Source organism: Herbaspirillum aquaticum, assembly GCF_002213425.1.
Classification (GTDB): Bacteria; Pseudomonadota; Gammaproteobacteria; order Burkholderiales; family Burkholderiaceae_D; genus Herbaspirillum; species Herbaspirillum aquaticum.
In genome coordinates, this window is record NZ_NJGV01000026.1 from 1 (window position 1) to 25,369 (window position 25,369).

Annotated in this window: 15 protein-coding genes; 14 read left to right on the forward strand and 1 reads right to left on the reverse strand. The window is 66.2% G+C overall.

From position 1 onward, the window contains the following. Nucleotides 1-120 precede the first annotated feature (120 nt). The 14 genes from CEJ45_RS21265 to CEJ45_RS21330 all read left to right on the forward strand — a co-directional run bounded on the left by CEJ45_RS21265 (nt 121) and on the right by CEJ45_RS21330 (nt 24,948). Complete coding sequence (locus CEJ45_RS21265; RefSeq protein WP_088757057.1) at nt 121-1,773, forward strand: VRR-NUC domain-containing protein; 1,653 nt, start codon at nt 121-123, stop codon at nt 1,771-1,773. Then, complete coding sequence (locus CEJ45_RS21270) at nt 1,770-4,076, forward strand: ATP-dependent DNA helicase (protein WP_088757058.1); 2,307 nt, start codon at nt 1,770-1,772, stop codon at nt 4,074-4,076. The genes CEJ45_RS21265 and CEJ45_RS21270 overlap by 4 nt, the downstream gene beginning before the upstream one ends. A 596-nt stretch (nt 4,077-4,672) precedes the next feature. Continuing rightward, a complete protein-coding gene (gene bcsQ / locus CEJ45_RS21275) occupies nt 4,673-6,013 on the forward strand; it encodes a cellulose biosynthesis protein BcsQ (protein WP_088757059.1) in 1,341 nt (446 codons plus the stop codon). A gap of 50 nt (nt 6,014-6,063) precedes the next feature. Continuing rightward, a complete protein-coding gene (gene bcsA / locus CEJ45_RS21280) occupies nt 6,064-8,343 on the forward strand; it encodes a UDP-forming cellulose synthase catalytic subunit (protein ID WP_241517397.1) in 2,280 nt (759 codons plus the stop codon). Continuing rightward, nucleotides 8,343-10,652, forward strand: a complete 2,310-nt coding sequence (gene bcsB / locus CEJ45_RS21285; RefSeq protein ID WP_088757061.1) for a cellulose biosynthesis cyclic di-GMP-binding regulatory protein BcsB — start codon at nt 8,343-8,345, stop codon at nt 10,650-10,652. The genes bcsA and bcsB overlap by 1 nt, the downstream gene beginning before the upstream one ends. Beyond that, complete coding sequence (gene bcsZ, locus CEJ45_RS21290) at nt 10,645-11,862, forward strand: cellulose synthase complex periplasmic endoglucanase BcsZ (RefSeq protein ID WP_088757062.1); 1,218 nt, start codon at nt 10,645-10,647, stop codon at nt 11,860-11,862. Before bcsB ends, bcsZ begins: the two co-directional genes overlap by 8 nt. Continuing rightward, nucleotides 11,838-15,860: a cellulose biosynthesis protein BcsC gene (locus CEJ45_RS21295; RefSeq protein WP_088757063.1), complete on the forward strand. Its 4,023-nt coding sequence runs from the start codon at nt 11,838-11,840 to the stop codon at nt 15,858-15,860. The genes bcsZ and CEJ45_RS21295 overlap by 25 nt, the downstream gene beginning before the upstream one ends. A 33-nt stretch (nt 15,861-15,893) precedes the next feature. Further along, nucleotides 15,894-16,565, forward strand: coding sequence for an SGNH/GDSL hydrolase family protein (locus CEJ45_RS21300; RefSeq protein ID WP_088757064.1), 672 nt, complete (start codon nt 15,894-15,896; stop codon nt 16,563-16,565). Next, entirely contained in the window at nt 16,562-17,230 is a 669-nt protein-coding gene (locus CEJ45_RS21305) for an alginate O-acetyltransferase AlgF (RefSeq protein WP_088757065.1), read from the forward strand. The genes CEJ45_RS21300 and CEJ45_RS21305 overlap by 4 nt, the downstream gene beginning before the upstream one ends. A gap of 36 nt (nt 17,231-17,266) precedes the next feature. After that, entirely contained in the window at nt 17,267-18,691 is a 1,425-nt protein-coding gene (locus CEJ45_RS21310) for an MBOAT family O-acyltransferase (protein WP_088757066.1), read from the forward strand. A gap of 7 nt (nt 18,692-18,698) precedes the next feature. Continuing rightward, a complete protein-coding gene (locus CEJ45_RS21315) occupies nt 18,699-19,862 on the forward strand; it encodes an alginate O-acetyltransferase AlgX-related protein (protein WP_241517398.1) in 1,164 nt (387 codons plus the stop codon). A gap of 202 nt (nt 19,863-20,064) precedes the next feature. Beyond that, nucleotides 20,065-21,402: a hypothetical protein gene (locus CEJ45_RS21320; RefSeq protein WP_088757068.1), complete on the forward strand. Its 1,338-nt coding sequence runs from the start codon at nt 20,065-20,067 to the stop codon at nt 21,400-21,402. Continuing rightward, a complete protein-coding gene (locus CEJ45_RS21325; RefSeq protein WP_088757069.1) occupies nt 21,395-22,135 on the forward strand; it encodes a hypothetical protein in 741 nt (246 codons plus the stop codon). The genes CEJ45_RS21320 and CEJ45_RS21325 overlap by 8 nt, the downstream gene beginning before the upstream one ends. After that, on the forward strand, nt 22,135-24,948 hold the full coding sequence (locus tag CEJ45_RS21330) for an ATP-binding protein (RefSeq protein ID WP_088757070.1): 2,814 nt from the start codon (nt 22,135-22,137) through the stop codon (nt 24,946-24,948). The genes CEJ45_RS21325 and CEJ45_RS21330 overlap by 1 nt, the downstream gene beginning before the upstream one ends. A gap of 53 nt (nt 24,949-25,001) precedes the next feature. Here CEJ45_RS21330 and CEJ45_RS21335 read toward each other — a convergent pair whose 3' ends face one another. Further along, the gene (locus CEJ45_RS21335) at nt 25,002-25,295 is read right to left on the reverse strand and encodes a hypothetical protein (RefSeq protein ID WP_088757071.1); all 294 of its coding nucleotides are present in this window, start codon (nt 25,293-25,295) and stop codon (nt 25,002-25,004) included. Nucleotides 25,296-25,369: the final 74 nt, after the last annotated feature.

Consider the following 25,369-nt stretch of genomic DNA (forward strand, 5'->3'; position numbering starts at 1 on the left):
ACGGGCCTTTGAGAGGCTTGAGCCGTATGCCGGGAAACTGGCACGTACGGTTCTTAGGGGGCGGAGGCACGGCGACGTGTCTTTGCTACCCGACTCTTGCTCCCGCTTCCTTTGCCCGCAATGCCCGTCGTCCCCGATCACCGCTTCTACTACCTGAGCAATTTCCAGCAGGCGCTGGCGTGGCTGGCCGAGCGCTATGCCGACCTGCTCAGCGAAGAGGAGTGCGCCTTCCTCCAGACCTTCGCGGGTTTGCCGCTGGCAGCCCGCGCGCTCTTCGTGCGCATGATGATGCGCCGGGGCGAGCACTTCCGCACCAGCCGGCTGGACTACCCCGAAATCGGCTGCCCCTTGCAGGCCGCGCAGGGCCTGCCATCGGCGTGGGTGGAGCAGGATGCAGCGCTGTCGCTGGCCCAGGTGTTTGCCCTGGCGACCAAGCCCGAGCTGGTGCGCTGGTTCGGCCTGCGGGGCGCCCTCAGGAGTGCGCGCAAGGAGGACCTGCTGGCTGCCCTGGCGGCCGATCCGGCCCATGCGGAACCGCGCCCCCTGGCGCACTGGATGACGGACGGGCAGGGTGGCGAACAAGTCCTGTCCATGCGGGTGAGCGGGCTGTGTGAACGCTTGCGTTTGATGTTCTTCGGCAACCTGCGCCAGGACTGGAGCGAATTCGTGCTGGCCGACCTGGGCACGCTGCGCTATGAACAAATTGCCTTGGCGCCCGAGGCCCGGGGTTTCCGCAGCCGGGGCGATATCGACCTTTACCTGCAGCTGCAGGCCTGCAAGGAGCGCTACTCTGCCGGCGAGGAAGCCACCGGGATCCTGGCGACGCTGCCTTCGGGCAGCTTCGACAATCCCTGGCTGGAGAGCCGCCGTGAACGCCTGCTGTTCCAGCTCGGCCAGCAGTGCGAAAAGGCCGGGGACCTGGCGCAGGCGCAGCAGGTCTATTCGGCCTGCCGTTATCCTGGCGCGCGGGCACGTGCGATCCGGGTACTCGAAAAGCAGGGCCGCTTTGGTCCCGCCCACGCGCTGCTGAAGTTGGCCCGGCAGGCGCCGGAGAGCGAGGCCGAACGCCAGCAGTTGCTGCGCATCGCACCGCGCCTGGCGCGCCAGCTGGGCTTGCCGCCGGCGCTGCGCCCGCGCGCGGCCGTGGTCCCACAGATCGACCTGGTACTGCCGCCGGATGGCAGCCGCGTCGAGCGAGCAGTCCAAGCACACTTGCAGCAAGCGCAGGCGCCGGTGTTCTATGTCGAGAATGCGCTGGCCAATACGCTGTTTGGCCTGCTGTGCTGGGAGGCCATCTTTGCAGCCATTCCCGGTGCCTTCTTCCACCCCTTCCAGCGCGAGCCGGCCGATCTGCTCAGCGCCGATTTCGCAGCGCGCCGGCGTGAACAGCTGGAACGCTGCCTGGGCCGCCTTGATGACGGCAGTCATCGCGCGCATATCCTCGCGACCTATGAGGCCAAGCAGGGCCTGCAGTCGCCCTTCGTGGCCTGGGGCTGGATCACGCGCGAGATACTGGTGACGGCGCTGGACTGCATCCCCGCCGCCCACCTGAAACTGTGGTGCCTGCGCATCCTGGAAGACGTGCGCGAGAATCGCAACGGCTTTCCCGACCTGGTCCAGTTCTGGCCGCAGGAAGGGCGCTATCGGATGATCGAGGTCAAGGGACCGGGCGACCGCCTGCAGGACAACCAGCGCCGCTGGCTGGACTATTGCGCGCAACACGCCATGCCGGTGGCGGTGTGCTACCTGCAATGGGAGCAGGCTGCCGCATGAATGCCGACCGCGCCCCCGTCGCCGCACAGGAAAAGTCCGCGCCGCGCTACACCGTATCAGTGCGCGCCCTGTGCGAATTCACTGCCAAACAGGGCGATCTCGACCTGCGCTTTACGCCCACACCCACCGCCCAGGAAGGTATCGCCGGTCACGCCATCGTGGCGCAGCGGCGCGGCGAGGGCTACCAGAGCGAAGTGACGCTGTCGGCAGAGCACGGCGCGCTGCACGTGCGGGGTCGGGCCGACGGCTACGATCCCAGGCGCCAACTGGTGGAAGAAGTGAAGACCTATCGCGGCCAGCTTTCCAGCCTGCCCGACAATCATCGCCACCTGCACTGGGCGCAATTGCGCGTCTATGGCCACCTGATGTGCGAGAAGGAAGGGCTGGCGCAGATCCACCTCGCGCTGGTGTATTTCGACATTGGCAGCCAGCAGGAAACGGTGCTGGAGGAAACCCGCAGCCGCGAGGAACTGGCCGCGCTGTTCGTCGGGCAATGCGAGCGTTTCATGCGCTGGGCCGAACAGGAACTGGCCCATCGCGCGGCGCGGGATACGGCCCTGCAGTCGCTGCGGTTTCCGCATGGCGACTTTCGTCCCGGCCAGCGCCAACTGGCCGAGGCAGTCTTTCGTGCACACAGCGGACGGCGCAGCTTGCTGGCGCAGGCACCGACGGGCATCGGCAAGACCTTGGGCACGCTCTTCCCGGCCTTGAAGGCGGCGCCGTCGCAGCAGCTGGACAAGATCATCTTCCTGGCCGCCAAGACCCCCGGCCGCCAACTGGCGCTCGACGCCGCCGCCACCCTCACGGCGCAGGGAGAATTGCCGCTGCGCGTGCTGGAACTGTGTGCCCGCGACAAGGCTTGCGAGTATCCGGATCGCCTGTGCCGGGGCGATTCCTGCCCGCTGGCCCAAGGATTCTATGACCGCCTGCCTGCCGCCCGCGCGGCTTGCCTCACGCAGCCGCTGCTGGACCGCGAACACTTGCGCAGCGTGGCCCTGCAGCACCAGGTCTGCCCTTATTACCTGGGCAGCGAGATGACGCGCTGGAGCGATGTCATCGTGGGTGACTACAACTACTGGTTCGATGGCGGCGCCATGCTCTACGGGATGGCGCAGGCGCACGACTGGCGCGTGAGCGTGCTGGCCGATGAGGCGCACAACCTGGTTGCGCGCGCCCGCAGCATGTATAGCGCACAACTGAGCCGCGCCGCCTTGCGTGCAGCGCGCGCCGTGGCCCCGCCTTCGGTGGCCAAGCCGCTGGAGAAATTGGGGCGTGCCTGGACCGCCGCCGGCAAGAAGGCCGACTTGCCCTACCAAGTGCTGGAGGTGCCCCCGGCCAAGTTCGTCGAGGCATTGAGCAGCAGCGTGGGCGCCATCAGTGACTTCCTGGCCCAGGTGGCGGTGCCGCTGGATCCGCCATTGCGGGATTTCCATTTCGATGCCATGGCCTTCGTGCGGCTGGCCGAATCCTTCGGCCCGCATTCCTTGTTTGACCTGACCCGCGAGGATGAGCGCAATACCGTGCTGTGCATCCGCAATGTGGTCCCCGCGCCTTTCCTCGGGCCGCGTTTTGCATTTGCCCACGCCACCACGCTGTTCTCGGCGACCTTGGCGCCCTGGAATTACTTTGCCGACCTGCTTGGCATGCCCGCCAGCACCGCCTGGATCGATGTGGAGTCGCCTTTCCAGGCCAGCCAGTTGCAGGTGAAGGTGGCACACCAGATATCGACCACCTGGCAGCGCCGAGCCGCCTCCATCGCACCCATCTGCAGCCTGATGGCACGCCAGTTCGACGAGCGGCCCGGCAATTACCTGGCGTTTTTCTCCAGCTTCGACTACCTGCAGCAGGCCCACGATGCCTTCGTACGTGCCCATCCCGGTATCGCGACCTGGCAGCAGTCGCGCCGCATGTCCGAGACCGACCGCGATGCCTTCCTGGCCCGCTTTGAAAGCGGCGGGCAGGGCATCGGGTTTGCGGTGCTGGGCGGTTCCTTTGGTGAAGGGGTGGACTTGCCGGGCGAACGGCTCATCGGCGCTTTCGTGGCCACGCTGGGCCTGCCGCAGTTCAATCCGGTCAATGAGCAGTTGCGTGAGCGCATGGAGCAGCTCTTCGGCTGCGGCTACGACTACACCTATCTCTACCCCGGCCTGCAGAAGGTGGTGCAGGCGGCCGGCCGCGTGATCCGCACCGAAACCGACCAGGGCACGGTCTGGCTGATCGACCAGCGTTTCGGCCGGCCGGAAGTGCAAGCGCTGTTGCCGGCATGGTGGCAGCTGGACCAGCCCGGCTTGTTGAGCGCCTGAAACGGCGCCATCGACATGGCTGCGGTGTGGCCGTTCAGGTTTTTCCCGAGTGACAAGTTTTGCTGATCGCATAGCATACGAACCCAGGATGCAAAACGCAGCAAGCACCCCTGCAGCTCCCGTCAATTGAGAGCGAAAGCGCAATGCGGCGATGCCCTGTGGCAACTGTGATGAAACACGGGAAATACTGTGCCAAAAGCGCGACGTTGACAGGAACAAAATGTCGCTGCAAAGCGACAAAAGCGCTTCGGCCCGGGTAAGATTCGCGCCTCGCAGCGAATTCGTTCCTGAAAAGAAATGTGGCGCTTGGTGACAGATCTTTACCTTTTTGACAACAGAATCGCTTGCGCCGTCAGGATTTATTTGTTTTAATGGCAACTCAAAATATGGTCTTATTGACAATATTTTTGAGCCTGGCTGGCATGGGGGCTAGCGGGTACGAGAAGTAAAGAAGGACCGCCGATAGAGCGGAATGTCAAAAATAGCTTGGGGGATAGCAGCAAATGAGAAAACTTACCGATTTTTAACAGAATTGCAGGCAGGTCTTCCAGGCTAGGTCAAAAGCCGCCGCGTGCAGGGCTGGGCAGGAGTCAAGCATGGGAAACGATATCTCCAACTTGCTGAGCAAGTTCGGGGCCACGGTGGATGGATACCTCGAAATCGAGGCGGCGATCGACTACAAGGAACCGGCCCGCAAGGTCAAGGCGCCTTTGGTCGTGGCCAAGGCGGAACCCGCCATGGCTCCCGTGGAGAACGAGAGCGCCGCTGCTGATCCGGCGCCGGTCGTGGCGGCCAGTGCCGTGGTTCCAATGTTGGCGGGCAGCCCGGTTTCCCCGTCGCAACGTATCGAGCCCGTCATCGAACCTGTCGTTGAGCCTGCCTTGGCAGCGGCAAACGTCGCCGTGCCCGTGCCTGCCCCGGCTGCTGTTGCCCCGGTCCCACCGGCGGCCAAGCTCACGCCATCCCCGTCCTCGCGTATCGCTGTCGCGCCTGCGCAAGCTTCTCCCGCCATCCCGGCCATTCCCGCCGATGCTGCCGATACTGCCGTTGCTACCGATACGCCCGTTCCTTCGCTCTTGCGCTCGATGCTCGGTGAAGCCGCGCGTGCGCGCCAGGCGCAGCAAGGCGCCAGCAATGACGGTCCGGGTGATCAGCAAGACGCACAGCCGCCCTCTACACCGGCGCAGGTCATCGCCGTGGTCTCGCCCAAGGGCGGGGTCGGCAAGACCACCCTCTGTTCAGCGCTGGCCTGCAGCCTGGCGCGCCATGGCCGCGTATTCGCCATCGACCTCGATCCGCAGAACGCCCTGCAATACCATCTCGGCGTGGATACCCAAGCCGCTGCCGCGATGACGCCGGCGGGCGCAGCCGCTTCGTGGCGCGATGGCGTGGCCCAAGGCATGGCTGGCACCCAGGTGGTCAGCCATGCCTTGGTGGCCGATAACGGGGAAGTGGCACTGGCGCAGCAGATGGCGCACGATGGCCAATGGCTGCTGCGCCAGCTGCAAGCCATGCAGCTGCAATCGGGCGACGTGGTCCTGCTGGATTTGCCTGCCGGCCAGACTCCCTACCTCGATCAAGCCCTGCAGGCCGCCGACCAGGTGCTGGCCGTGGTCACGCCCGACGCCGGTTCCTTCCTGGCGTTGGAACACATGCGCCAGGTCCTGCATGGCCGAAACAATTGCCGCTATGTGGTCAACAAATACGATGGCACCCGCAGCTTCAACCAGGACATGCTGGAAGTGCTCAAGCGCTGGATGGGCCCGCGCCTGGCCGGTGTGATCGCCCTCGATCACGCCATCAGCGAAGGCCTGGCCTATGGCTACAATCCGCTGGTCAAGGGCGGGGATTCGCCGGCTTATGAACAACTGCAGCGCGTGAGCGAAGCCTTGCGTGCTGCCCTTGCCAAGGCGCACGCCGCAGGTGGACGGGCATGACGACCGGATCCCAAGCGCCATCGCAACCCTCCCTGCAAGAACCGACCCAGATGAAATCGCCAGACACGCTGTCCCCCCATCCGCCGGGGCAGGAGCCCTCCGCGCGGCCCTCGGCCAACCGCCTGCAGCAATGGATGCAGGCGGTGGGCAACCGTCTTGAAGGCCTGCCGCGCGGCCCGCGCCGCGTGGTGCAATGGACGGTGCTGCTGTTTGCCACGCTGCTGGCACTGCTGATCATTTCGGTGCCACTGGATTTCGGCGCGCAATGCGTCTTCGCCATCGGCTGCTTCGTCGCCGCGCTGGTGCTGCGCAAGCAGTCGGGACGATTCCCGGTGCTGGTGCTCATTACGCTGTCGCTGACCGTCTCGATGCGCTACATGTATTGGCGCATCAGTTCCACGCTGGCCTTCGAGAGCTGGCTGGACATCGTCTTTGGTTACGGCCTGTTGGCGGCCGAGCTGTATTCGCTGCTGGTGCTGACGCTGGGCTACCTGCAGACCGCCTGGCCGCTGCGCCGCAAGCCGCAGATGCTGACCATGCCGCCTTCGCAGTGGCCCACGGTGGATGTCTTCATTCCCTCGTACAACGAATCGCTGGACATCGTCTCGCTCACCATCTTCGCCGCGCAGGCCATCGACTGGCCGCAGGACAAGCTGCGCGTGCACGTGCTCGACGACGGCCGGCGTGAGGAATTCCGCGAGTTCTGCGACAACATCGGCGTGAACTACCTGGTGCGTTCCAACAATCGCCACGCCAAGGCGGGCAACCTCAACGAGGCGCTCAAGGTCACCGATGGCGAATTCGTGGCCATCTTCGATGCCGACCACGTGCCGACCCGTTCCTTCCTGCAGATCTGCATGGGCTGGTTCTACAAGGACCCCAAGCTGGCGATGCTGCAGACGCCGCACTTCTTCTTCTCGCCCGATCCCTTCGAGAAGAACCTCAATACCTTCCGCTCGGTACCCAACGAGGGCGAGCTGTTCTATGGCCTGGTGCAGGACGGCAATGACCTGTGGAATGCCGCCTTCTTCTGCGGCTCCTGTGCCGTCATGCGCCGTACTGCCCTGATGGAGATCGGCGGCATCGCCGTCGAGACCCTCACCGAAGATGCCCACACGGCGCTGAAGATGAACCGCGCCGGCTACAACACCGCCTATCTCGCCATTCCCCAGGCCGCCGGCCTGGCCACCGAGAACCTGGCGCGCCACATCCGCCAGCGCGTGCGCTGGGCACGCGGCATGGCACAGATCTTCCGGGTCGACAATCCGCTCAAGGGCCGCGGCCTGCGGCTGGGCCAGCGGCTGTGCTACCTCAATGCCATGCTGCACTTCTTCTATGGCCTGCCGCGCCTGATCTTCCTGACCGCGCCGCTGACCTACCTGTTCTTCGGGGCCCACATCTTCCAGGCCTCGGCGCTGATGATCACGGCCTACGTGCTGCCCCACGTGCTGCACGCCAGCCTGACCAACTCGCGCATCCAGGGACGCTTCCGCCATTCCTTCTGGAACGAGGTCTACGAGACCGTGCTGGCCTGGTACATCCTGGGACCGGTGCTGCTGGCGCTGGTGAACCCCAAGCTGGGCGGCTTCAACGTGACCGACAAGGGCGGCATCATCACCGCTGACCACTTCGACTGGAAGCTGGCGCGTCCCTACATCCTGCTGCTGCTGCTCAACGTGGCGGGCCTGGGCTTCGGCATCTGGCAACTGATCCATGGCGACCCCAACGCGGTCACGACCATCCTCATCAACATGGCCTGGACGCTCTACAACGTCATCATCAGCAGCGCCGCCATGGCCGTGGCCTCCGAAACCCGCCAGGTGCGCAGCGAGCCGCGCGTGGCGGCGGAACTGCCGGTGCGCATCAAGCTCGACGATGGCAGCGTCATCGAAGGCAAGACGCTGGACTTCTCGCAGAAAGGCATCGGCCTGCGCCTGCCGGCCGGCGCCAGCATCGCGCGCAACGCCCGCATCGAGGTGACGCTGTTCCGCAATGCGCAGGAGAAAGTGTTCCCGGCGGTGGTGGTGTTCAGCCGCAACGACATGGTGGGTGCGCAGTTCCATGAACTGACGCTGCGCCAGCAAAGCGAACTGGTGCGCCTGACCTTCTCGCGCGCCGACATCTGGGCCAACAACTGGGGCAAGAGCCGTCCTGATACTCCCCTGAAATCCTTGCGTGAGGTGGCCGGTATCGGCATGAACGGCGTGAGGCAACTCTGCAAGGCCGCGCTGCTCCAGTTGCGCCATTGGCGCAGCGTGCGGCGCACGCCTGCTCCCGCAGCCCCGGCAGCGACCGCGCCTGCCCTCGATAACACTCTGGAAAAACAATAATGAAATCCAAGGCTTCACCAGCGCAACTGATCCGGTTGCGCCAGCGCTCCCTCTGCCTGATGCTGGCCGCCGCGATGACGGCGGGCAGCTTGCCGCTGCCGGTCCTGGCGGCAGCCGCCGCTGCCTCGCCCATCGCCGCAGCCACTCCCGGACTGCCCGCACCGGTGCCGGTCGCAGGCGACCCTTACGTCTTCAGCTTCAAGCAACTGGGCCGCAACGGCTCGATGAACCTGCATGGGGTGGATGCCACCGACAGCCTGAACTTCGACGTGCCGGTCTCGCTGGTGGCCACCGGTGCGCATGTGACGCTGTACTACACGTATTCGCCCGCGCTGCTGCCGGACCTGTCGCAGATCAACGTGATCGTCAACGATGTGGTGGCCGGCAGCATCCCGCTGCCCAAGGAAAGCTCGGGCAGCATGCAGACTGCCAAGGTCGAGATCCCGGCCAAGCTCATTACCGAATTCAACCGCCTGAGCCTGCAGTTCATCGGCCACTACACCATGGGATGCGAAGACCCCTTGCATTCCAGCCTGTGGGCGCGCGTGGCCAATGGCTCCACCCTGGATCTGCAGACCACGGCGCTGCCACCCAAGGATGACCTGGCGTTGATGCCCTTGCCGTTCTTCGACCGCCGTGACATCCGCATGCTGAGCCTGCCTTTCGTCTTTGCCGGCAATCCCGACAATGGCACGCTGGAGGCGGCCGGATCGCTCTCGTCGTGGTTCGGTGCGCTGGCCGCCTATCGCGGTGCGCGCTTCCCGGTGCAGGTCAATGCCTTGCCCCCGCGCGGCAATGCCGTGGTGATGGTGGCCGGTGAGGCCCCGGCCACTGTTGCCGGAGTGGAGGTGGCCGCGCCCAAGGGACCGACCCTGACCGTGCAGCCCAATCCCAATGATGCCAACGGCAAGCTGCTCATCGTCTCCGGCCGCAACGTGGCCGAACTCAAGCAGGCCGCCGCTGCGCTGGCACTGGGCGGCAAGGGTCTCTCGGGCAACTCGGTGGTGATCGACAAGCTGCAGCCGTTGACTCCGCGCCAGCCGTACGACGCGCCCAACTGGCTGCCCACCGACCGTCCGGTGAAGCTCTCGGAACTGATCGATCCCAAGCGCCTGAACGTAGCCGGCTACAACCCGGGCGAGATCACCATTCCGCTCAACTTCCCGCCGGCACTCTCCAGCTGGCGCCAGGATGGTGCCAAGCTCAAGCTGGTGTATCGCTATACGCCGCAGCCCAAATCCTCCAACTCCTCGTTCATGGTCAGCCTCAATGATGGCCTGATCAAGTCCGAAGTACTGCTGCCCCAGGACAAGCTGGACAAGAGCGTGCTGGCTGCCATCAAGGATGACGCCCTCACCCGCGAGATGAACGTGCGCCTGCCGCTGAACCTGGCTGGCCCGCAATCGCGCCTGCAACTGCGCTACATGTATGACTTCGTCAAGCAGGGCGAATGCCAGGACATCATCATCGACAACGTGCGCGGCAGCATCGATCCGGAATCCACCATCGACCTGCGCGGCTACGACCACTTCATGGCCATGCCCAACCTGGGCGTGTTCAAGGATGCCGGATTCCCCTTCACGCGCATGGCCGATCTGTCGGAGTCGGCCGTGGTGCTGCCCGACAATGCCAGCGTCGAAGACCTTGGCGCCTACCTCTCGCTCATGGGCCGCTTCGGCGCTGCTACCGGCTATCCCGCCACGGGCGTGGCAGTGACCCAGGCTGCGCAGGTCGACAAGGTCGCTTCACGCGACCTGCTGGTGCTGGCCTCGGGCCAGAACCAGCCCCTGCTCAAGCAGTGGGCTGATCGCCTGCCGGCCGCCGTGACGGGCGACAAGCAGCGCTTCGAGCTGGCCGACTTGTCCCTGCGCGTGCGCAGCTGGTTGAAGCTCGATGAGGACGATGCCGCCAAGCGCCGTGCGCGCCTGGCGCTGGCGTTCTCTGGCGGCGAGCCGACCTCCTACCTGACCGGTTTCGAGTCACCTCTCGACAGTAGCCGCAGCGTGGTCGTGCTGGCCGGTGGCGATGCCACGGGGCTGGACCAGATCCTGGCCGCCATGGCCAGCAAGGATCCGGAAGCCGAGACCATCCAGGGCAGCCTGGTGGCGGTGCGGGGCAGCACCATCGATCCGCTGCTGGCGGAAGAAAATTATTTCGTCGGCAGCATGTCACCGCTGCGCATGCTGCGCTGGTGGCTCTCGCGCCATGTGCTGGCCATGTTCGTGCTGATCGGCGGCGGCATCCTGATGCTGGGTGGCCTGGCCTACCTGACCCTGCGCGCCAAGGCGAGGAAGCGTCTCAATGCCTGACCTGCCGTTTTATCCCTTGCGACGTACCGTGTTGAAGGCCATGGCCGGGTTCGCGCTCGGCGCGGCGGGCGCGTCGGCCAGTGCCGCCCCGTCCGATTGTGGCCAGGCCGACTGGCCGGCCTGGCAAGCCTGGGCCTCTGCCCATGTGCAGCCCGACGGCCGGGTCCTGCACTCCAGCCTGCTGCCCAATCACACGACGTCCGAAGGCCAGTCCTACAACTTGCTGCTGTCCCTGATTGCCAACGACTCGCAACGCTTCGAGCAGATCTGGAGCTGGACCCGCGACAACATGATGGCCGCCGATGCCGCCAACCGCCTGCCCGGCTGGCTGTGGGGGCAGGGCGCCGACGGCAAATGGCAGTTGCAGGATGCCAATTCGGCCTCGGACGCCGACCTCTGGATCGCCTATGCGCTGCTGGAAGCGGCGCGGCTGTGGAAGCGCCCGACCTATCGCAGTGATGCCCTGCGCCTGCTCGACAGCATTGAAGCGCGCCTGGTGGTCGACCTGCCTGGCCTGGGCAAGATGGTCTTGCCGGGACCGCAGGGCTTCAGCCAGCGCAACCAGGCCTGGACGCTCAATCCGAGCTACCTGCCGCTGCCGCTGCTGCGCCGCCTGCACAAGGAACGCCCCAAGGGGCCGTGGCAGCAAATTGCCGGCAACACGGTGCGCATGATCCAGGCCACCAGCCCCAAGGGCTATGTGGCCGATTGGGTCGGCTACAAGATGAGCTCGGTGTCAGCCGGGCAGTTCATGGTCGATCCGGCCAAGGGCGAGCTGGGCAGCTATGATGCCATCCGCGTCTACCTGTGGGCCGGTATGACCTCGCCGCGCGACCCCGACGCTGCTGCATTGCTGGCGGCGCTGGACGGAATGCGGCAAGCCATCCTCGCCACCGGTGCCGTCCCGGAGAAGGTGAAAGTGACCACCGGTGCCGCCGAAGGGCAGGCACCGTTCGGCTTTGGTGCGGCGATGCTGCCTTACCTGCAGGCCAAGGGTGAAGCCGAGTTGGCGGCGCTCTGGCAAGCTCGCGCCACGCAGCAACTGGAGAGCGGATTGGCGCAGCCTGCTACGCAACCGGAAATCCTTTATTACAACGTCATGCTGGGCCTGTTCGGAATCGGATGGGCCCAGCAGCGATATCAGTTCCGCGACGACGGAACACTCAATTTGTCCTGGGAGAAGTCATGCGCACGCGCCGTACCACGCTAGCCATCGGAGTGCTCAGTGCACTGTTGGGCGCATCGGCCGCACCTGCGGACCTGCAGTCCCAGCTGGTGGAGCAGGGCCAGTACTGGCAAGCGCGCAACAACAACCAGCGTGCCGCCGAGGTCTGGCAGAAGGTGCTGCAGCTGGACAATGCGCAGGTCAATGCCCTGTACGGCATGGGCTTGATCGGCGTCAAGCAGAACAAGCCGCAGCAGGCCAACCAGTACCTGGAACGCCTGCAGGCGCTGTCCCCCCAGCCCTGGCAAGCCCGCCAGCTGATGCAGGACATCTCCCTGGCGCGTCCGGAAAACCAGGCCCTGCTGGCCGAAGCGCGCCGCCTGGTCGATGCCGGCGAGCGCGACCGCGCCACCGATACCTTCCGCAAGATGTTCAATGGCCTCACGCCCTCGGGTACGGTCGGCCGCGAGTACTACAACAACCTCGCCTTCAACGATGCCAGCTGGCCGGAAGCGCGCAAGGGCATGGAACGGCTGCTGCGCGAAACCCCCGAGGACAGCATCCTGGCGCTGTTCTACGGCAAGCAGCTGGCGCGCCATGAGGACAGTCGCGTGGAGGGCATCCGCGTCCTTTCGCGTCTGACCAGGCAGACCGACATTGCCGGTGATGCCGATGAAAGCTGGCGCCTGGCCCTGACCTGGCTGGGCCCGCCGAGTCCGGCGCAGGCACCGCTGTTTGAAGAATTCCTCAAGGTCCATCCGGACGACAAGGACATCCGCGAGCTGCTGGCCAAGGGCCGTTCGCAGGTCGCCTCTGCGCAGCAGCCCACGGTGCTCTCGCGCGGCCTGCAGGCCTTGGAAAAAGGCGACCTGCAGGAAGCCGAAAAGGCCTTCCAGGAGCGCCTCTCCACCCATCCCGATGAAACCGATGCACTCGGTGGCCTGGGCGTGGTGCGCCAGCAGCAGAACCGCCTGGCCGACGCCGAGCCGCTGCTGGCGCGCGCCGTATCGAAGGGCGGCAGCGGCTGGAAGAAGGCGCTCGACAGCGTGCGCTACTGGCTGCTGATCCAGCGTGGCCGCGAGCTGCAGGCACGCGGCCAGACCCGCCAGGCGCAGGACGCGCTGACCCAGGCGCTGCGCCTGGATCCGAAGAACACCGACGGCCTGGTGGCCATTGCCGACATCGAAGCCACGGCCGGCCAGTTCGAGGCCGCCAGCGCACACTATCGCCAGGTGCTGGCGGTGCAGCCCGCCCAGGTCGGCGCCATTCGCGGCCTGGTCAACGTGCTCTCGCAGACCGGCCACGCCGATGAAGCGCTGCGCCTGCTCGACAAGCTCACACCGCAACAGCAGGCCGAGTTTGGCGACCAGGGCCGCCTGCGCGCCTTGCGTGCGACCCAGCAGGCCAACCTGGCCGAGCAGCGCGGCGATCTCAATGCCGCGCTGGATGCCCGGCGCGAGGCGGTGCGCAACGATCCCGACAATGTCTGGACCACCTTCGACCTGGCCCGCCTCTACATCAAGGCCGGCCAGTCGCGCCAGGCGCGCGTGACCATCGATGATTTCACCCGCGAGCATCGCGACAACGTCGATGCGCTCTACGCCAGCGCCTTGCTGTCGGCGGAGATGGAACAGTGGCAGGATGCACTGGACACCCTGCGCCGTATCCCCGATGCCCGTCGCACCGCACCGATGACCGATCTGTATCGCCAGGTCACGCTGACCATCCAGGTCGGCCATGCGAGCGAACTGGTCAAGACCGGCCAGCGCCAGGAAGCCCTGGCCCTGCTCGATCGCGTGCAGGGCGAAGCGGCCGGCAATGCCGAACGCACCGGCACGCTGGCGTCGGCCTATGTGGATGCGGGCGATACGCCGCGCGCCATGGCGCTGATGCAGCCGCTGGTCTCACCGCCGGCCACGCCCACGCTCGGCACGCGCCTGCAATACGCCTCGGTGCTGCTCAAGGCCGGTGAAGATGCGCAGGTCTACAGCGTCCTGACGGCCTTGCAGAACCAGAACATGGACGTGGCCACGCGCAAGCAGTTCGACGACCTGCGCTATCTCTACCGCGTGCGCCAGGCTGAACGCCTGCGCGAGGGTGGCGACCTGGCGGCGGCCTACGACACGCTGGCCCCGGCGCTGTCGCAACGGCCCACCGATGTCGGCGGCCTCTCGGCGCTGGCCCGCATGTTCAATGCGGCCGGCGACAATGAGCGCGCATTGGCGCTCTACAAGCCGCTGGTGCAGCGCAATCCGCGCGATGTCAACGTGCTCTTGGGCGCGGCCGATACGGCCATGCAGGCGCGCGACAACAGTTACGCACTGGGCCTGCTGGACCAGGTCAGCAAGCTCGACAGCAGCGACCCGGCGACCCTGACCGAAGCCGCCCGCATCTACCGCGCCATGGGCCGCGTGGGCGAAGCCACGGCCCTGCTGCGCAAGGCGGTGGCCATCGAAAACGCTGCACGCCAGCGCAGCCTGGCTGCGCAGGGCAATGGCTTCGATCCCGCCATCAATCCCTTCCGCACCCAGCGCCGCCTGCCGGGCAACGAGAACGTGGCCGCCATTCCGCCACCGGCAGAGACCGTGCTGCGTCCGGCCGTCATGAACGCAGCCGCACCGACGGCGGCCGACGTGCTGCCGATGCCGGCAGCGTCCCGTCCGGTGGCTGCACCGGCAGCGCCTGCGGTGGCCTATGGCCAGCCGCTCGGCCCGGTCTTCAGCAACGCCAACGCGGCGCCGGCCCAGATGGTGCCGGCCACACAGCCAGGCACGGCGCGCGGCTATGCGCAGCAACCCGCCGCCGCAACCACTGCCTTGCCGGGCGCGGCCACCGCCGCCCAGCGCGCGCTGCTGGCGCTGCAAGGACAGGGCGGCGTGCCGGCCGACAACCTCACGCCGGCGCAGCGCGCCCTCAACGACATCCTGCAAGCCCGCAGCCCCTACGTCACGCAAGGCGTGGTGGTACGGGGCAATGCCAGCGAATCAGGCCTGAGCCGCATCAACGACATCGAAGCCCCGCTGGAAGTGAACATGCCTTTGGGCAACGACCGCGTGGCCGTGCGCGTGACGCCCGTTTCGCTTGATGGCGGAACGCTCACCGACGAAGCTGCCAGCCGCTTCGGCGGGGGCGGAGCCAGTGCCACCGGCGTCGGCAAGCAGAGCGTCAGCGGGGTCGGTGTGGCCGTGGCCTACGAACGTCCTGAGGATGGCATCAAGGCTGACATCGGCACCACGCCCAGCGGCTTCAAGTATCCCAATGTGGTCGGCGGCGTCAGTGTGGAGCAGCCCCTGGGCGGCAGCAGCACCAACCGCTTTGGCGTGAACCTGTCGCGCCGTGCGGTCAACGACAGCATCACCTCCTTTGCCGGCAGCACCGATCCGCGCATCGGCCGCTCCTGGGGCGGCGTGACCGCCAATGGCGGGCGCGCCGAGATGAGTTCGGATGATGCCCAGACCGGGGTCTACGCCTACGGCGCCCTGCACAGCCTGCAAGGCCGCAACGTTGAATCCAACACGCGGGTGGAACTGGGCGGCGGTGCCTACCAGTACCTGGCCAACGGCAATGACGAGAAGATGACGGCCGGTGTCTCCGCCACCCTCATCAGCTACGCCAACAACCAGAACTTCTACACCTATGGCCACGGCGGCTACTTCAGTCCGCAAGCCTACCTGGGACTGGGCGTGCCGGTGACCTGGGCCAAGCGCAGCGACCGCTTCAGCTTCCAGCTCAAGGGTTCGGTGGGCATGCAGTATTTCCGCCAGGACGGGGCCGATTACTTCCCCACCGACGCCGCCCTACAGGCGGCCAGCGGCAAGACCTACGCCCAGCAGACCAAGACCGGCATCGGCTACAGCCTGGAAGGCAGCGGCGAATACCGCTTCGCGCCGCGCCTGTTCGTGGGCGGCACGCTGCGCCTGAACAATTCGAGCGACTTCCGCGAACTCAACGTCGCCATGTACCTGCGTTACACCCTGGAGAACATGCAGGGCAGTTTCCTGACCTTGCCGGTCAGCCCGTATCGTTCACCGTACTCCAACTGACTTGATTGAACCTTTTTTGATAGAGAGATTGCCATGGCAGCTGCATCCATTCTCGCTGGTCTGAGCATCCTGGTCCTGGGCGAAAGCCACATGAGCCTGGCCGACCACCTCACCGAACCCTTGAACGCCAAGCTGGTCCAGATGGGCGCCAAGGTCCACTCCATCGGCGCCTGCGGCGCCAGCGCCGGCGACTGGCTGACCACCAAGAAGGTCGACTGCGGCGCCGAGCAGGTCGACAACGGCAAGATCCAGATCAAGGGCCGCGACGCCAGCACCACGCCCATCGCCGAGCTCATCGCCAAGGACAAGCCTGACCTGGTGGTGCTGGTCATCGGCGACACCATGGCCTCCTACGACAAGCCGGCCTTCCCCAAGGCCTGGGCCTGGCAAAGCGTGACCAGCCTGACCAAGGCCATTGCCGCCACCGGCACCAAGTGCGCCTGGGTCGGTCCGGCCTGGGGCAAGGCCGGCGGCATGTACCAGAAGAACGATGCGCGCACCCAGCTGATGTCGCAGTTCCTGGCCGCCAACGTGGCACCCTGCACCTACATCGATTCCCTGGCCATGTCCAAGCCGGGCCAGTGGATCACCACCGATGGCCAGCACTTCACCGTGGCCGGCTACAAGTCCTGGGGCTCGGCCATCGGCGATGCGCTGGGCAAGCTCCCGGCCGATGCCGTGAGCGCCAAGGGAGCAAAGAAATGAGCGTGCTGCGCGCACTGACGGCGAGCGTGGCCCTGCTGGGCTGCGCAGGGGCCATGGCCGCTGACATCCCGCTGTATCCGACCGGCCCGGCCGAGGATGCCGCCTTCATCCGCTTCATCAACGCCACGCCGGAGGCGCTGCAAGTGGTGGCCCAGAAGGGCCAGCCGCCGCTGAAGCTGGACGCGGCCAAGCCGGTTTCTTCGTTCTTCCCGGTGCAGGCCAAGTCCACCATCAAGGGCACCCTCACGGTGGCTGGCAAGAGCCTGGAACTGGGCGTGCAGGCCAAGCCGGGCGAGTTCGCCACGGTGGTGGTGCTGCCGGACCCCAAGGGCATCCGCCAGGTCACGGTGCAGGACAACTCGGATGACTTCAACGGCTTGAAGGCATCGCTGGCTTTCTTCAACCTGGATGCCTCTTGCGCGGCGGCGGCGCTGCGTCCGGCCGGGCGCAATGCCGACCTGTTCAAGGGCGTGGCGCAGGGCAGCCTGCAGCGCCGCTCCATCAATCCGGTCAAGCTGTCGGTGCAGCTGGTGTGCGGCGGTACCAATACCGGCCCCGCGCTGGACCTGGGTGAGTTGAAGGCGGGCGAGCGCTACAGCGTCCTGCTGCTGCCTTCGGCCAGCGGACCGCGCTTGCTGGCTGCGACCGACAAGCTGGCCAACTGATCGAATCACGCCGACTGACGCCGACTGCACCACGCCATGGTCTTTGCATCGCTTGAATTCCTGACGCTGTTCCTGCCGCTGTTCCTGCTGGTCTATGCCCTGGCGCCGCAGCGCGCCCGCAATGGCGTGCTGCTGGCGGGCAGCTGGCTGTTCTATGGCTGGCTCAGTCCGCTGTTCCTCTCGCTGCACGTGGTGCTGACCATCGTGGCCTGGGTCGGTGGCTTGCTGGTGGACCGTGCGCGTGAAGAAGGGCAGGGCAGCCTGCGCCGGCCCGTGCTGCTGATCGCGCTGGTCGTGTTCAACACGGCGGTGCTGGTCTGGTACAAGTACGCCAACATCGTGGCCGCGACCGTGAGCGATCTCATGCAGTACTACGGTGCCATGCCGCTGGCGTGGCAGAAGGTGGCGCTGCCGGCGGGCCTGTCCTTCATCGTGCTGCAGGCGATTTCCTACTTGGTGGATGTGCATCGGCGCACGGTGGCGGTGGAGCGCAGCTTCATCAATTACGCCACCTACATCTCGATGTTCGGCCACTCGATTGCCGGCCCCATCATCCGGTATGACTGGGTGCAGCGCGAGTTGCGCGAGCGCTGGTTCAATTGGGAAAATTTCTCGCTGGGCGCGCGCCGCTTCATGGTTGGCATGGCCATGAAGGTGCTGGTGGCCGATACGCTGTCGCCCTTGGTGGATGCGGTCTTCCACCTGGAGCATCCGACCCTGGTCGATGCCTGGATCGGCTGCCTGGCGTATTCCATGCAGCTGTTCTTCGATTTCTCCGGCTACAGCGCCATGGCCATCGGCCTGGGTTTGATGCTGGGCTTCCACTTCCCCGAAAACTTCAACCATCCCTACCTGGCCGGCAGCATCCAGGACTTCTGGCGGCGCTGGCATATCTCGCTCTCCAGCTGGCTGCGCGACTATCTCTACATCGGCCTGGGCGGCAATCGCCACGGGGTCTGGAAGACCTATCGCAACCTGTTCCTGACCATGGCCATCGCCGGACTCTGGCATGGCGGCGACAGCTGGAATTATTTGCTGTGGGGTTCGGCGCATGGCCTGGCGCTGTGCATCGACCGCGCGTGGTCGCGGTCTGCGCTGCCCTCCATCCCCGCGTGGCTGGCGCATGTGCTCACGCTGCTGTTCGTGTGCCTGGCCTGGACCCTGTTCCGCGCGCCGGATTTCGCCACCGCTGCCACGATGTATGCGGGCCAGTTCGGCCTGCATGGCACGGGCCTGAGCGATGCGCTGGCGGTGATGCTGCGGCCGGTGCAGGCACTGGCCGTCCTGCTGGGCCTGTTCTGGATCGTCGCGCCGCTGTGGCAGGCGGCGCTGGAGGCGCGCTGCGGCGAACGTGCGCTCTATCTCTGGTTCGTACGCCTGTGGCCGATTGCCGCCTTCCTGCTTTCCTTTGCACTGATCGCCAGCCGCGAGACCGTGCCTTTCCTTTACTTCCAGTTCTGAGCCGACGATGAGCACGCCTCCCGTTCACGCTGCACATACCCCGCCAGAGCCCAGCGCCATGGCGCGCCGCGCCAGCCGCTGGGCCGGTGCCGCGCTGGCCGCCGTCTTGTGTGCCGGTTTGATCTCCTGCGGCTGGCTGGTGTACGCCGGCAAGATCGACTGGCTGCCTGCCAGCTGGACGCGCGACGACGCCCTCCATGGCGAGCTCACGCATCAGCTGGCCAAGCAGCTTTCCAACGCCTGGCTGCCGGACCAGGCCGCCAAACTGGAGCGCGCCGGCAGCTGGCTGCTGCTGGGTGATACCGGCCCGCGCGTGCGCACCGGCTGCCCCGGCTGGCTGTTCCTGGCCGAAGAATTGCAGGTCAATCGCCACGCACAAGCCAACGCGCAGGCCAAGCGCGCTGCGGTGCTGGCCATCAGGCAGGCGCTGGCGCAACGTGGCATCGGCCTGCTGGTGGCGGTGGTACCGGACAAGAGCCGCATCGCGGCCAGCGCCCTGTGTGGCCTCACCCGTCCGGCCGAATTGAATGCGCGTGCAGCGCAATGGGTGAGCGAACTGAACCAGGACGGCGTAGCGGCCATCGACCTCGCCCCCACGCTGGCGCCGCTCGGTGCTTCGGCCTACCTGCACACCGATACCCACTGGAACGAAACCGGCGCGAACGCTGCCGCCCAGGCCATCGCCCAGCGCATCACGGCCGCCGGCGTGCAGGCCACGCCGCAGCAAGCCTATACCGCCCGGCCGGGCAAGCTGGCGCAGCGTCCCGGCGACCTGGTGCACCTGGCCGGGCTGGACTGGCTGCCGCTGCGCTGGCAACCCACGCCGGAAAGCGTGGCCGCCACCGTCTTCACCGAAGCGGCGGCGACCGGGGAGGGGGCTGCCGCCAAGGGCGGGGATGACCTCGACGACCTGCTGGGCGACAGCCAGTTGCCCAACGTGGCCCTGATCGGAACCTCGTTCTCGCGCAACTCCAACTTTGTCGGCTTCCTGCAGCAGGCGCTGGGCGCAAAGATCGGCAGCTTCGCCAAGGATGGCGGCAAGTTCTCCGGCAGCGCCCGCGATTACTTTGCCAACCCCGCTTTCACCCAGACGCCGCCCAAGCTGGTGGTGTGGGAAATCCCCGAGCGCGACCTGCAGACCCCCTATGAAGCGATCTCACTGGCCCGTTGATCCATCATTAAGCTGCCATTAATGCTGTTACAACGGGCATTAACGTTGCATTAATGCAATAAATCATTTCCTTTCCGGTGCATTTTCAGGTGCGCCGCCGTCCGCTTTGCTGGAGGCCGCCCCCCGGGCCTGCTAAACTTGCCGGTCCGCCCAACGACCGGGGCAGGACCCAGGCCTGTGCCTGGTCAACCTCCACGACAAATTGACAGAAGAATTCGACCCCGCTCCCCTTGCGGACGAGCATGAATCCGGCTCCTTCGAGAGCTACTTCCGCGATCCTTCGCAAGCCGCCGAAGCGCCCCTGGCCTGGGGCCTGGGCCAGCGGCTGGACGTGCTGGACGCGCTGCGCGGCCTGGTCTCCGGTGGCCAGGCCGCCGCGCGCCTGCGCATCTGGATGTTCCTCGAACTGGCGGCCCAGCCGCACGGCCGCCTGCAGCGCGAAGACCTGAACCAGCTCTTTTACGCCCTCAAGCCCGAGGCCATGGAAGCGGCCTTGAAGCGCCTGCGCGACCTGGGCCTCCTGGTCTGGGACGCTACCGGCCAGGATTACCAGCTCTCGCCCATCGCCCAGCAGGTGCAAGCCCTGCTGGCCCCGCTCACGCGTGCCGTCGGCGAGGATGACGAAATGGCCGCGCTGCTGGCGCAGGTCGCCGGTGCCCAGGCGCTGGGCCTGTCCGACGCCAGCCAGATCCGCCACCTGCATGCGCAGTTGGCGCGCCTGCACGACCAGTTCGCCGATGCCATCGCCAGCGGTTCGGAAGCCTTGCTGCGCCAGGCCCAGCCGCGTTTCGAACGGGCCCTGAAACTGGTCAACCGCGCCGGTGAAGCGCTGACCGCCTTGATCCGCAGCGAACACGCCGACGCCCGCCTGGAGCGCGAAGCGCGTGCGCTCGGCAATGGCCAGGCGCGCCTGCTGACCATGGCCAGCCAGTTCACCCGCGCCCTGCAGCAGGCCGACCGCCAGCGCGTCACCCTCGGCAGCACCGGCGTGACCAGCTCGGATGTGCGGCGCTGGCTGCAAGCGCATCCCGACTTGTCGTCCCTGATGGGGGAGGCGCTGTCCATCGGCGTGAAGCCGGTCTTCGTCAGCGGCCATGAATTGCTGGACGTGGCCGAAGGCGAATTCGAGCGCGACCGTCCCGATACCCAGCGCCAGCAAGGCCTGCCACCCCCGGCGCAGGCGGTGGAAGGCAAGATCGAAGCCCTGCGCATGCCGGTCGAGCTGGGCGAACTGATTGAACAACTGACACGCCTGGGTGCCCTGCCGGAAGGCGAGGACGCCACCGGATTGCAACCGCAGCCACTGAGCTCGGTGGTGCTGGGCGGCAGCTTCGGCAAGGCCGCTTATCGCCTGCAACTGTTGCCGCTGCTGGGTGACGCCCAAGCGCGCACGCTGCAAGGGCAGACCGGCGACCTGGCGCGCCTGCCGTGGCAGGCCGGCTTCCTGCCGCGTGTCGACCAAGTCGATGACCCCGATGTCGCCGCCATGAGCGCCGGGGCCGTCCATCCAGATCCATCCCGGGAAAGACCGAATGAGTGAGACCCTAGACGAGGCCGGCCTGTTGGCCGCCGAACTGCTGGCGCGCCGCTGGCTGCCCCGCAAACACCCGCGCGTGCGCCGCGCCCTGGTCGATGCCGACCTGTGGCAAGCCCTGCAGGACCGCCTGGCCCAGGTCGGCCTGCGCCTGGTCGACAACATCCACGCCGACCACATCAGCGTGGCGCTGGTACGCCCGGCCGAATCGGCCGTGTTCGGCGAGGCCGGCATGAATGCCAACAACAACCTCGACCTGCCGCGCGATGCCATCTCGCTGCTGGTGGTGCTGTGGGCGCTGATCGTGCTGCCCAAGCGCGAACGCCAGTCGGCGCGCGCTGCTGGCGACGATGCCCAGCAGCAGGACGAGATGTTCCACACCGACAAGCCCATGCCGACGGCGGCCGAGGTCAGCCCGGTGGTGTCCTATACGGCGCTGCTGGCCGACTTCGGCAACCAGCTCGGCAAGAAGACGCGCATGGATACCAACCTGCGCCGCCTGGAGGCCCACGGCTTCATCGTGCGCCGTGGCGTTGACATCGCCGAAGGCCCCTTGCTGGACCTGCTGCTGGACTACGATGCCCTGGCCCCGCGCATCCTCGACGGCGCCCTGGGCGATGTGCTGGCGCGCGCCACCCCGCGCGAGGACGCGGACGCGGCACCAGAGGCGCAGGCCGCTGCCGCTGCTGACGCTGCTGCCGACGCCGCCGATGAATCATCCGAAGAGAGAGACGCCTGATGTTCCACCTGCAATCGCTGGAACTGCTGCAGTGGGATTATTGCCAGCGCCTGACGCTGCCCCTGGACGGTTCCATCATCACCATCGCCGGCCCCAACGGTTCGGGCAAGACCACGCTGCTGGACGCCATGCGCACCCTGCTGGGCCTGGATTGCTCGGGCGGGCGCAGCTACAAGACCTACGCCCGCCATGCCAACGCCGACACCACCTGGCTGCGCGCCACGGTGGACAACCGTCCGCATGGCCGCCAGACCTCGACCCGTCCGTTTGCGCGCAACCTGCTCTATGCGGACCAGGTCACGCTGGCCTGCCGCATCGAGCGCAACGGCGGTGACTGGCAGCGGCGCTACTGCATGAACGATGGCGATGTCGCCATCGAAACCCTGGCGCAATTGCCCGAGAAGGATTGGCTGGGCCTGGACCACTGGCGCAAGCGCCTGGAAGGTGCCGGCCTGTCGCGTGCGATTGCGCGCGTGCTGGCGCTGGAGCAGGGCCAGACCGACCGCCTCTGCGAATTCTCGCCCAAGGAACTGCTGCGCCTGGTGTTCGAGGTCTTCGGCGACCAGGAAGTGCTGGACCGCTACGAGGAAGCCCGCCGGCACCAGCGCGACCTGGCCGCCGAGGTGACGCTGGCCGAACAGGAACTGGCCTACAGCGAAGCGCAACTGGCGCAGCTGGACAGCCGCGTGACGCTGTATCGCCAATACCAGGGCAAGCTGCGCGAACGCGAAACGCTGGCCACCGAAGTCATTCCGGTCTTGCGCTGGCACGAAGAGCGGCAAGGCACGGCCACGCGCCTGCGCGAACTGCATCGCCAGCGCCTGCATCACAACCACCTGCGTCGCCAGCGCAGCAGCGACACCTTGCAGCTGTCGTCGCTGCTGACGCAGCAACAGGCCGCGCGCGAGAAAGTGACCACGCTGGAACACGACAAGGCCGAGGCCTATCAAGCCCAGCAGAAGGCACGCGAGGCCGAGAAGCCCGTGGAAGAACTGGTCAAGCAGGCCGATGAACTGCTGGCCCTGTCCGCCGTGGAAGGTGATGCCACGCAATTGCTGGCCCGCGTGGACGAACTGGAGCAGCAGAAGAACAGCCTGCATGATCGCTGGCGCGACCTGGAACAGCAGCGCAAGGACGCCAGCGGTGCCTTGGACCGCCTGACCGGACAACGCCAGGCCCCGCGCCCCAACGACGTGCAGCAATTCACGCGGGCCTTGCGTCAGGCCGGCATCGCCCATCACCTGCTGGCTGACGTGATCGAGATCGCGGACGACCAGTGGCGGGCCGCCGCCGAAGGCGTCTTGCGCGCCTCTTGCTGGGTGGTGGTGCTGGATGATCCCAAGGACGAAGCCGCCGCCATGGCGCTGGCCGAGCGTGAGCGCTATCGCCATTACGTGGTCTCCGATGCCGCCACGGCGACTTCCCAGCCACCGGCAGAGAGTCTGCTTGCGGTGCTGCGCTTTTCTGCAAAAGCACCATCATGGCTGCTGCGCCAGCTGGCGCAGATCCGCCGCGTAGCCGATACCGCCGAAGGTGCACGTAGTGGTGGCGAATGGATCACGCCGCAAGCCTACTGGCGCGATGGCCGGGGCGGGCGCAGCGTGTGGCGCGATCCGGGCGATTACCAGTTCGGTGCGGCCGCCATGGCGGCGCGCCAGGCTTCGATCCAGAAGCGCCTGGCTACGCTGGACGAGCAGTTGACCGACATCGTCTTGAAGCAAAGCGAAGTCAAGCGCCAGCTCGACGCCGCCAAGAAAGCCACCGAGGGCCACCTCGCGGCAGAGGCGCTGGCCAGGAGAAGTGAAGAGTTCGACGAGGCGCGGCGCCAGTTGCCGGCCTTGAAGGCCGCGCGCGCGGCCGCCAGTGAACGGTTCAGCCAGTTCGATGCCCAGCATGCCGCGGCCATCGAACAGCGCACCATCCTCGATGGCAAGCTCGATGCCCTGCAGCGCCGCCTGCGCGACAGCGAAGGCGACCTGGCCGGGCAGGAGCGCGAGTGGCGCAGCCGTCACGACGACCAGCGTGCCCGTGCGCTGGCTTCACGCGCGCAGAAGGGACGCTTCCCGGCGCGCTGGACCGCCGCTGACGCGGTACAGGCCTTGTATGAGAAATACAGCAACGCCAAACAGGCCGAGCTGCGCATGGCCTCTGTCGAAAACGAACTGGAAACCGGCCAGTGGGAAAAGGACGGCACGGTCGAGGACAAGCACCTCATCATGCAGGGCACGGTAGGCAACCAGCGCAACGAACTGGATTCGCGCAAGATCAGCAATCACCAGGCCGAGGAGGCGGTGGGCAATGCGCGCGAACGTTACATCGACGTGCTGCGTGCGACGGTGCGCCGCTATCGCAAGAACATCGTCGACCTCGGCGCCTTGGCCGGGGTGGTGGTCAGTGCCGACTTGCCGCACCTGGACAATGACGACACCATCCTGCGCCAGGCGGAACTGAAGGTCAGCTTCAACTTCGATGGCAAGGGCGAGATTGGCCTCAATGACGGCGAGGCGTCGGGCGGCCAGCAGGTCATCAAGTCGCTGATCCTGCTGGTGGGCTTGTTGAAGGATGACGACATGCCGGGCGGTTTCGTCTTCATCGACGAACCCTTTGCTCACTTGGACGTGCGCAACATCCAGCTGGTCGGCAACTTCCTCAAGTCGACTCGCGCGCAGTACGTGCTGACTACGCCCATCACGCACAACGTCGAAGTCTTCGAGCCGGCCGATATCACGCTGGTCACTTCGAAGAAGCCGCGCGAAGCGCGCTGGGCTCCGCCCATCGGCGTGTTGCAGCGGCGCTTGCGGCTGGATGCCTGAGCCCGGTTGAACTGCAGGGTGCAAGGAAAAAGCCGGCGATGCCGGCTTTTTTTTCAGCGCAATTCGCGCACGATGCGCGGTGCCGGCGGCAGCAGTCCGGCCGGCACGTCCGGCACTTCCGCTTCCAGCAACTGGTGCGCCACGCATTCGCACCAGTGGATGCCGCGCGCCAGGGCCAGCGGCCGCGAAGTATAGCGGCCCGGCAGGGAACGTTTCGGGAAGAGTTTGCCGATCGTGCTATGACGGATTTCCACGCCACTGACGAACCATTGTGCGTCATTGGCGGCACACCATACCAGGAAGGTGAACGGGGAGGAGTCGGCGGTGATTTCGTAACAGGAGACCATGTGAGTGCGTTGAACAGACACTAACAAAAATTCACATGGCCGCCATTATAGTGGCCTCCTGCAAAGTGCACGCA

Bases quoted from the DNA above. Each gene is read 5' to 3' on its own strand.
- bcsA (WP_241517397.1), top strand. From the start codon at position 6,064: ATGAAATCGCCAGACACGCTGTCCCCCCATCCGCCGGGGCAGGAGCCC.
- CEJ45_RS21295 (WP_088757063.1), top strand. From the start codon at position 11,838: ATGCGCACGCGCCGTACCACGCTAGCCATCGGAGTGCTCAGTGCACTG.
- CEJ45_RS21265 (WP_088757057.1), top strand. From the start codon at position 121: ATGCCCGTCGTCCCCGATCACCGCTTCTACTACCTGAGCAATTTCCAG.
- bcsB (WP_088757061.1), top strand. From the start codon at position 8,343: ATGAAATCCAAGGCTTCACCAGCGCAACTGATCCGGTTGCGCCAGCGC.
- CEJ45_RS21305 (WP_088757065.1), top strand. From the start codon at position 16,562: ATGAGCGTGCTGCGCGCACTGACGGCGAGCGTGGCCCTGCTGGGCTGC.
- CEJ45_RS21330 (WP_088757070.1), top strand. From the start codon at position 22,135: ATGTTCCACCTGCAATCGCTGGAACTGCTGCAGTGGGATTATTGCCAG.
- CEJ45_RS21335 (WP_088757071.1), bottom strand. From the start codon at position 25,295: ATGGTCTCCTGTTACGAAATCACCGCCGACTCCTCCCCGTTCACCTTC.
- CEJ45_RS21325 (WP_088757069.1), top strand. From the start codon at position 21,395: ATGAGTGAGACCCTAGACGAGGCCGGCCTGTTGGCCGCCGAACTGCTG.
- bcsZ (WP_088757062.1), top strand. From the start codon at position 10,645: ATGCCTGACCTGCCGTTTTATCCCTTGCGACGTACCGTGTTGAAGGCC.
- CEJ45_RS21300 (WP_088757064.1), top strand. From the start codon at position 15,894: ATGGCAGCTGCATCCATTCTCGCTGGTCTGAGCATCCTGGTCCTGGGC.
- CEJ45_RS21315 (WP_241517398.1), top strand. From the start codon at position 18,699: ATGAGCACGCCTCCCGTTCACGCTGCACATACCCCGCCAGAGCCCAGC.
- CEJ45_RS21310 (WP_088757066.1), top strand. From the start codon at position 17,267: ATGGTCTTTGCATCGCTTGAATTCCTGACGCTGTTCCTGCCGCTGTTC.
- bcsQ (WP_088757059.1), top strand. From the start codon at position 4,673: ATGGGAAACGATATCTCCAACTTGCTGAGCAAGTTCGGGGCCACGGTG.
- CEJ45_RS21270 (WP_088757058.1), top strand. From the start codon at position 1,770: ATGAATGCCGACCGCGCCCCCGTCGCCGCACAGGAAAAGTCCGCGCCG.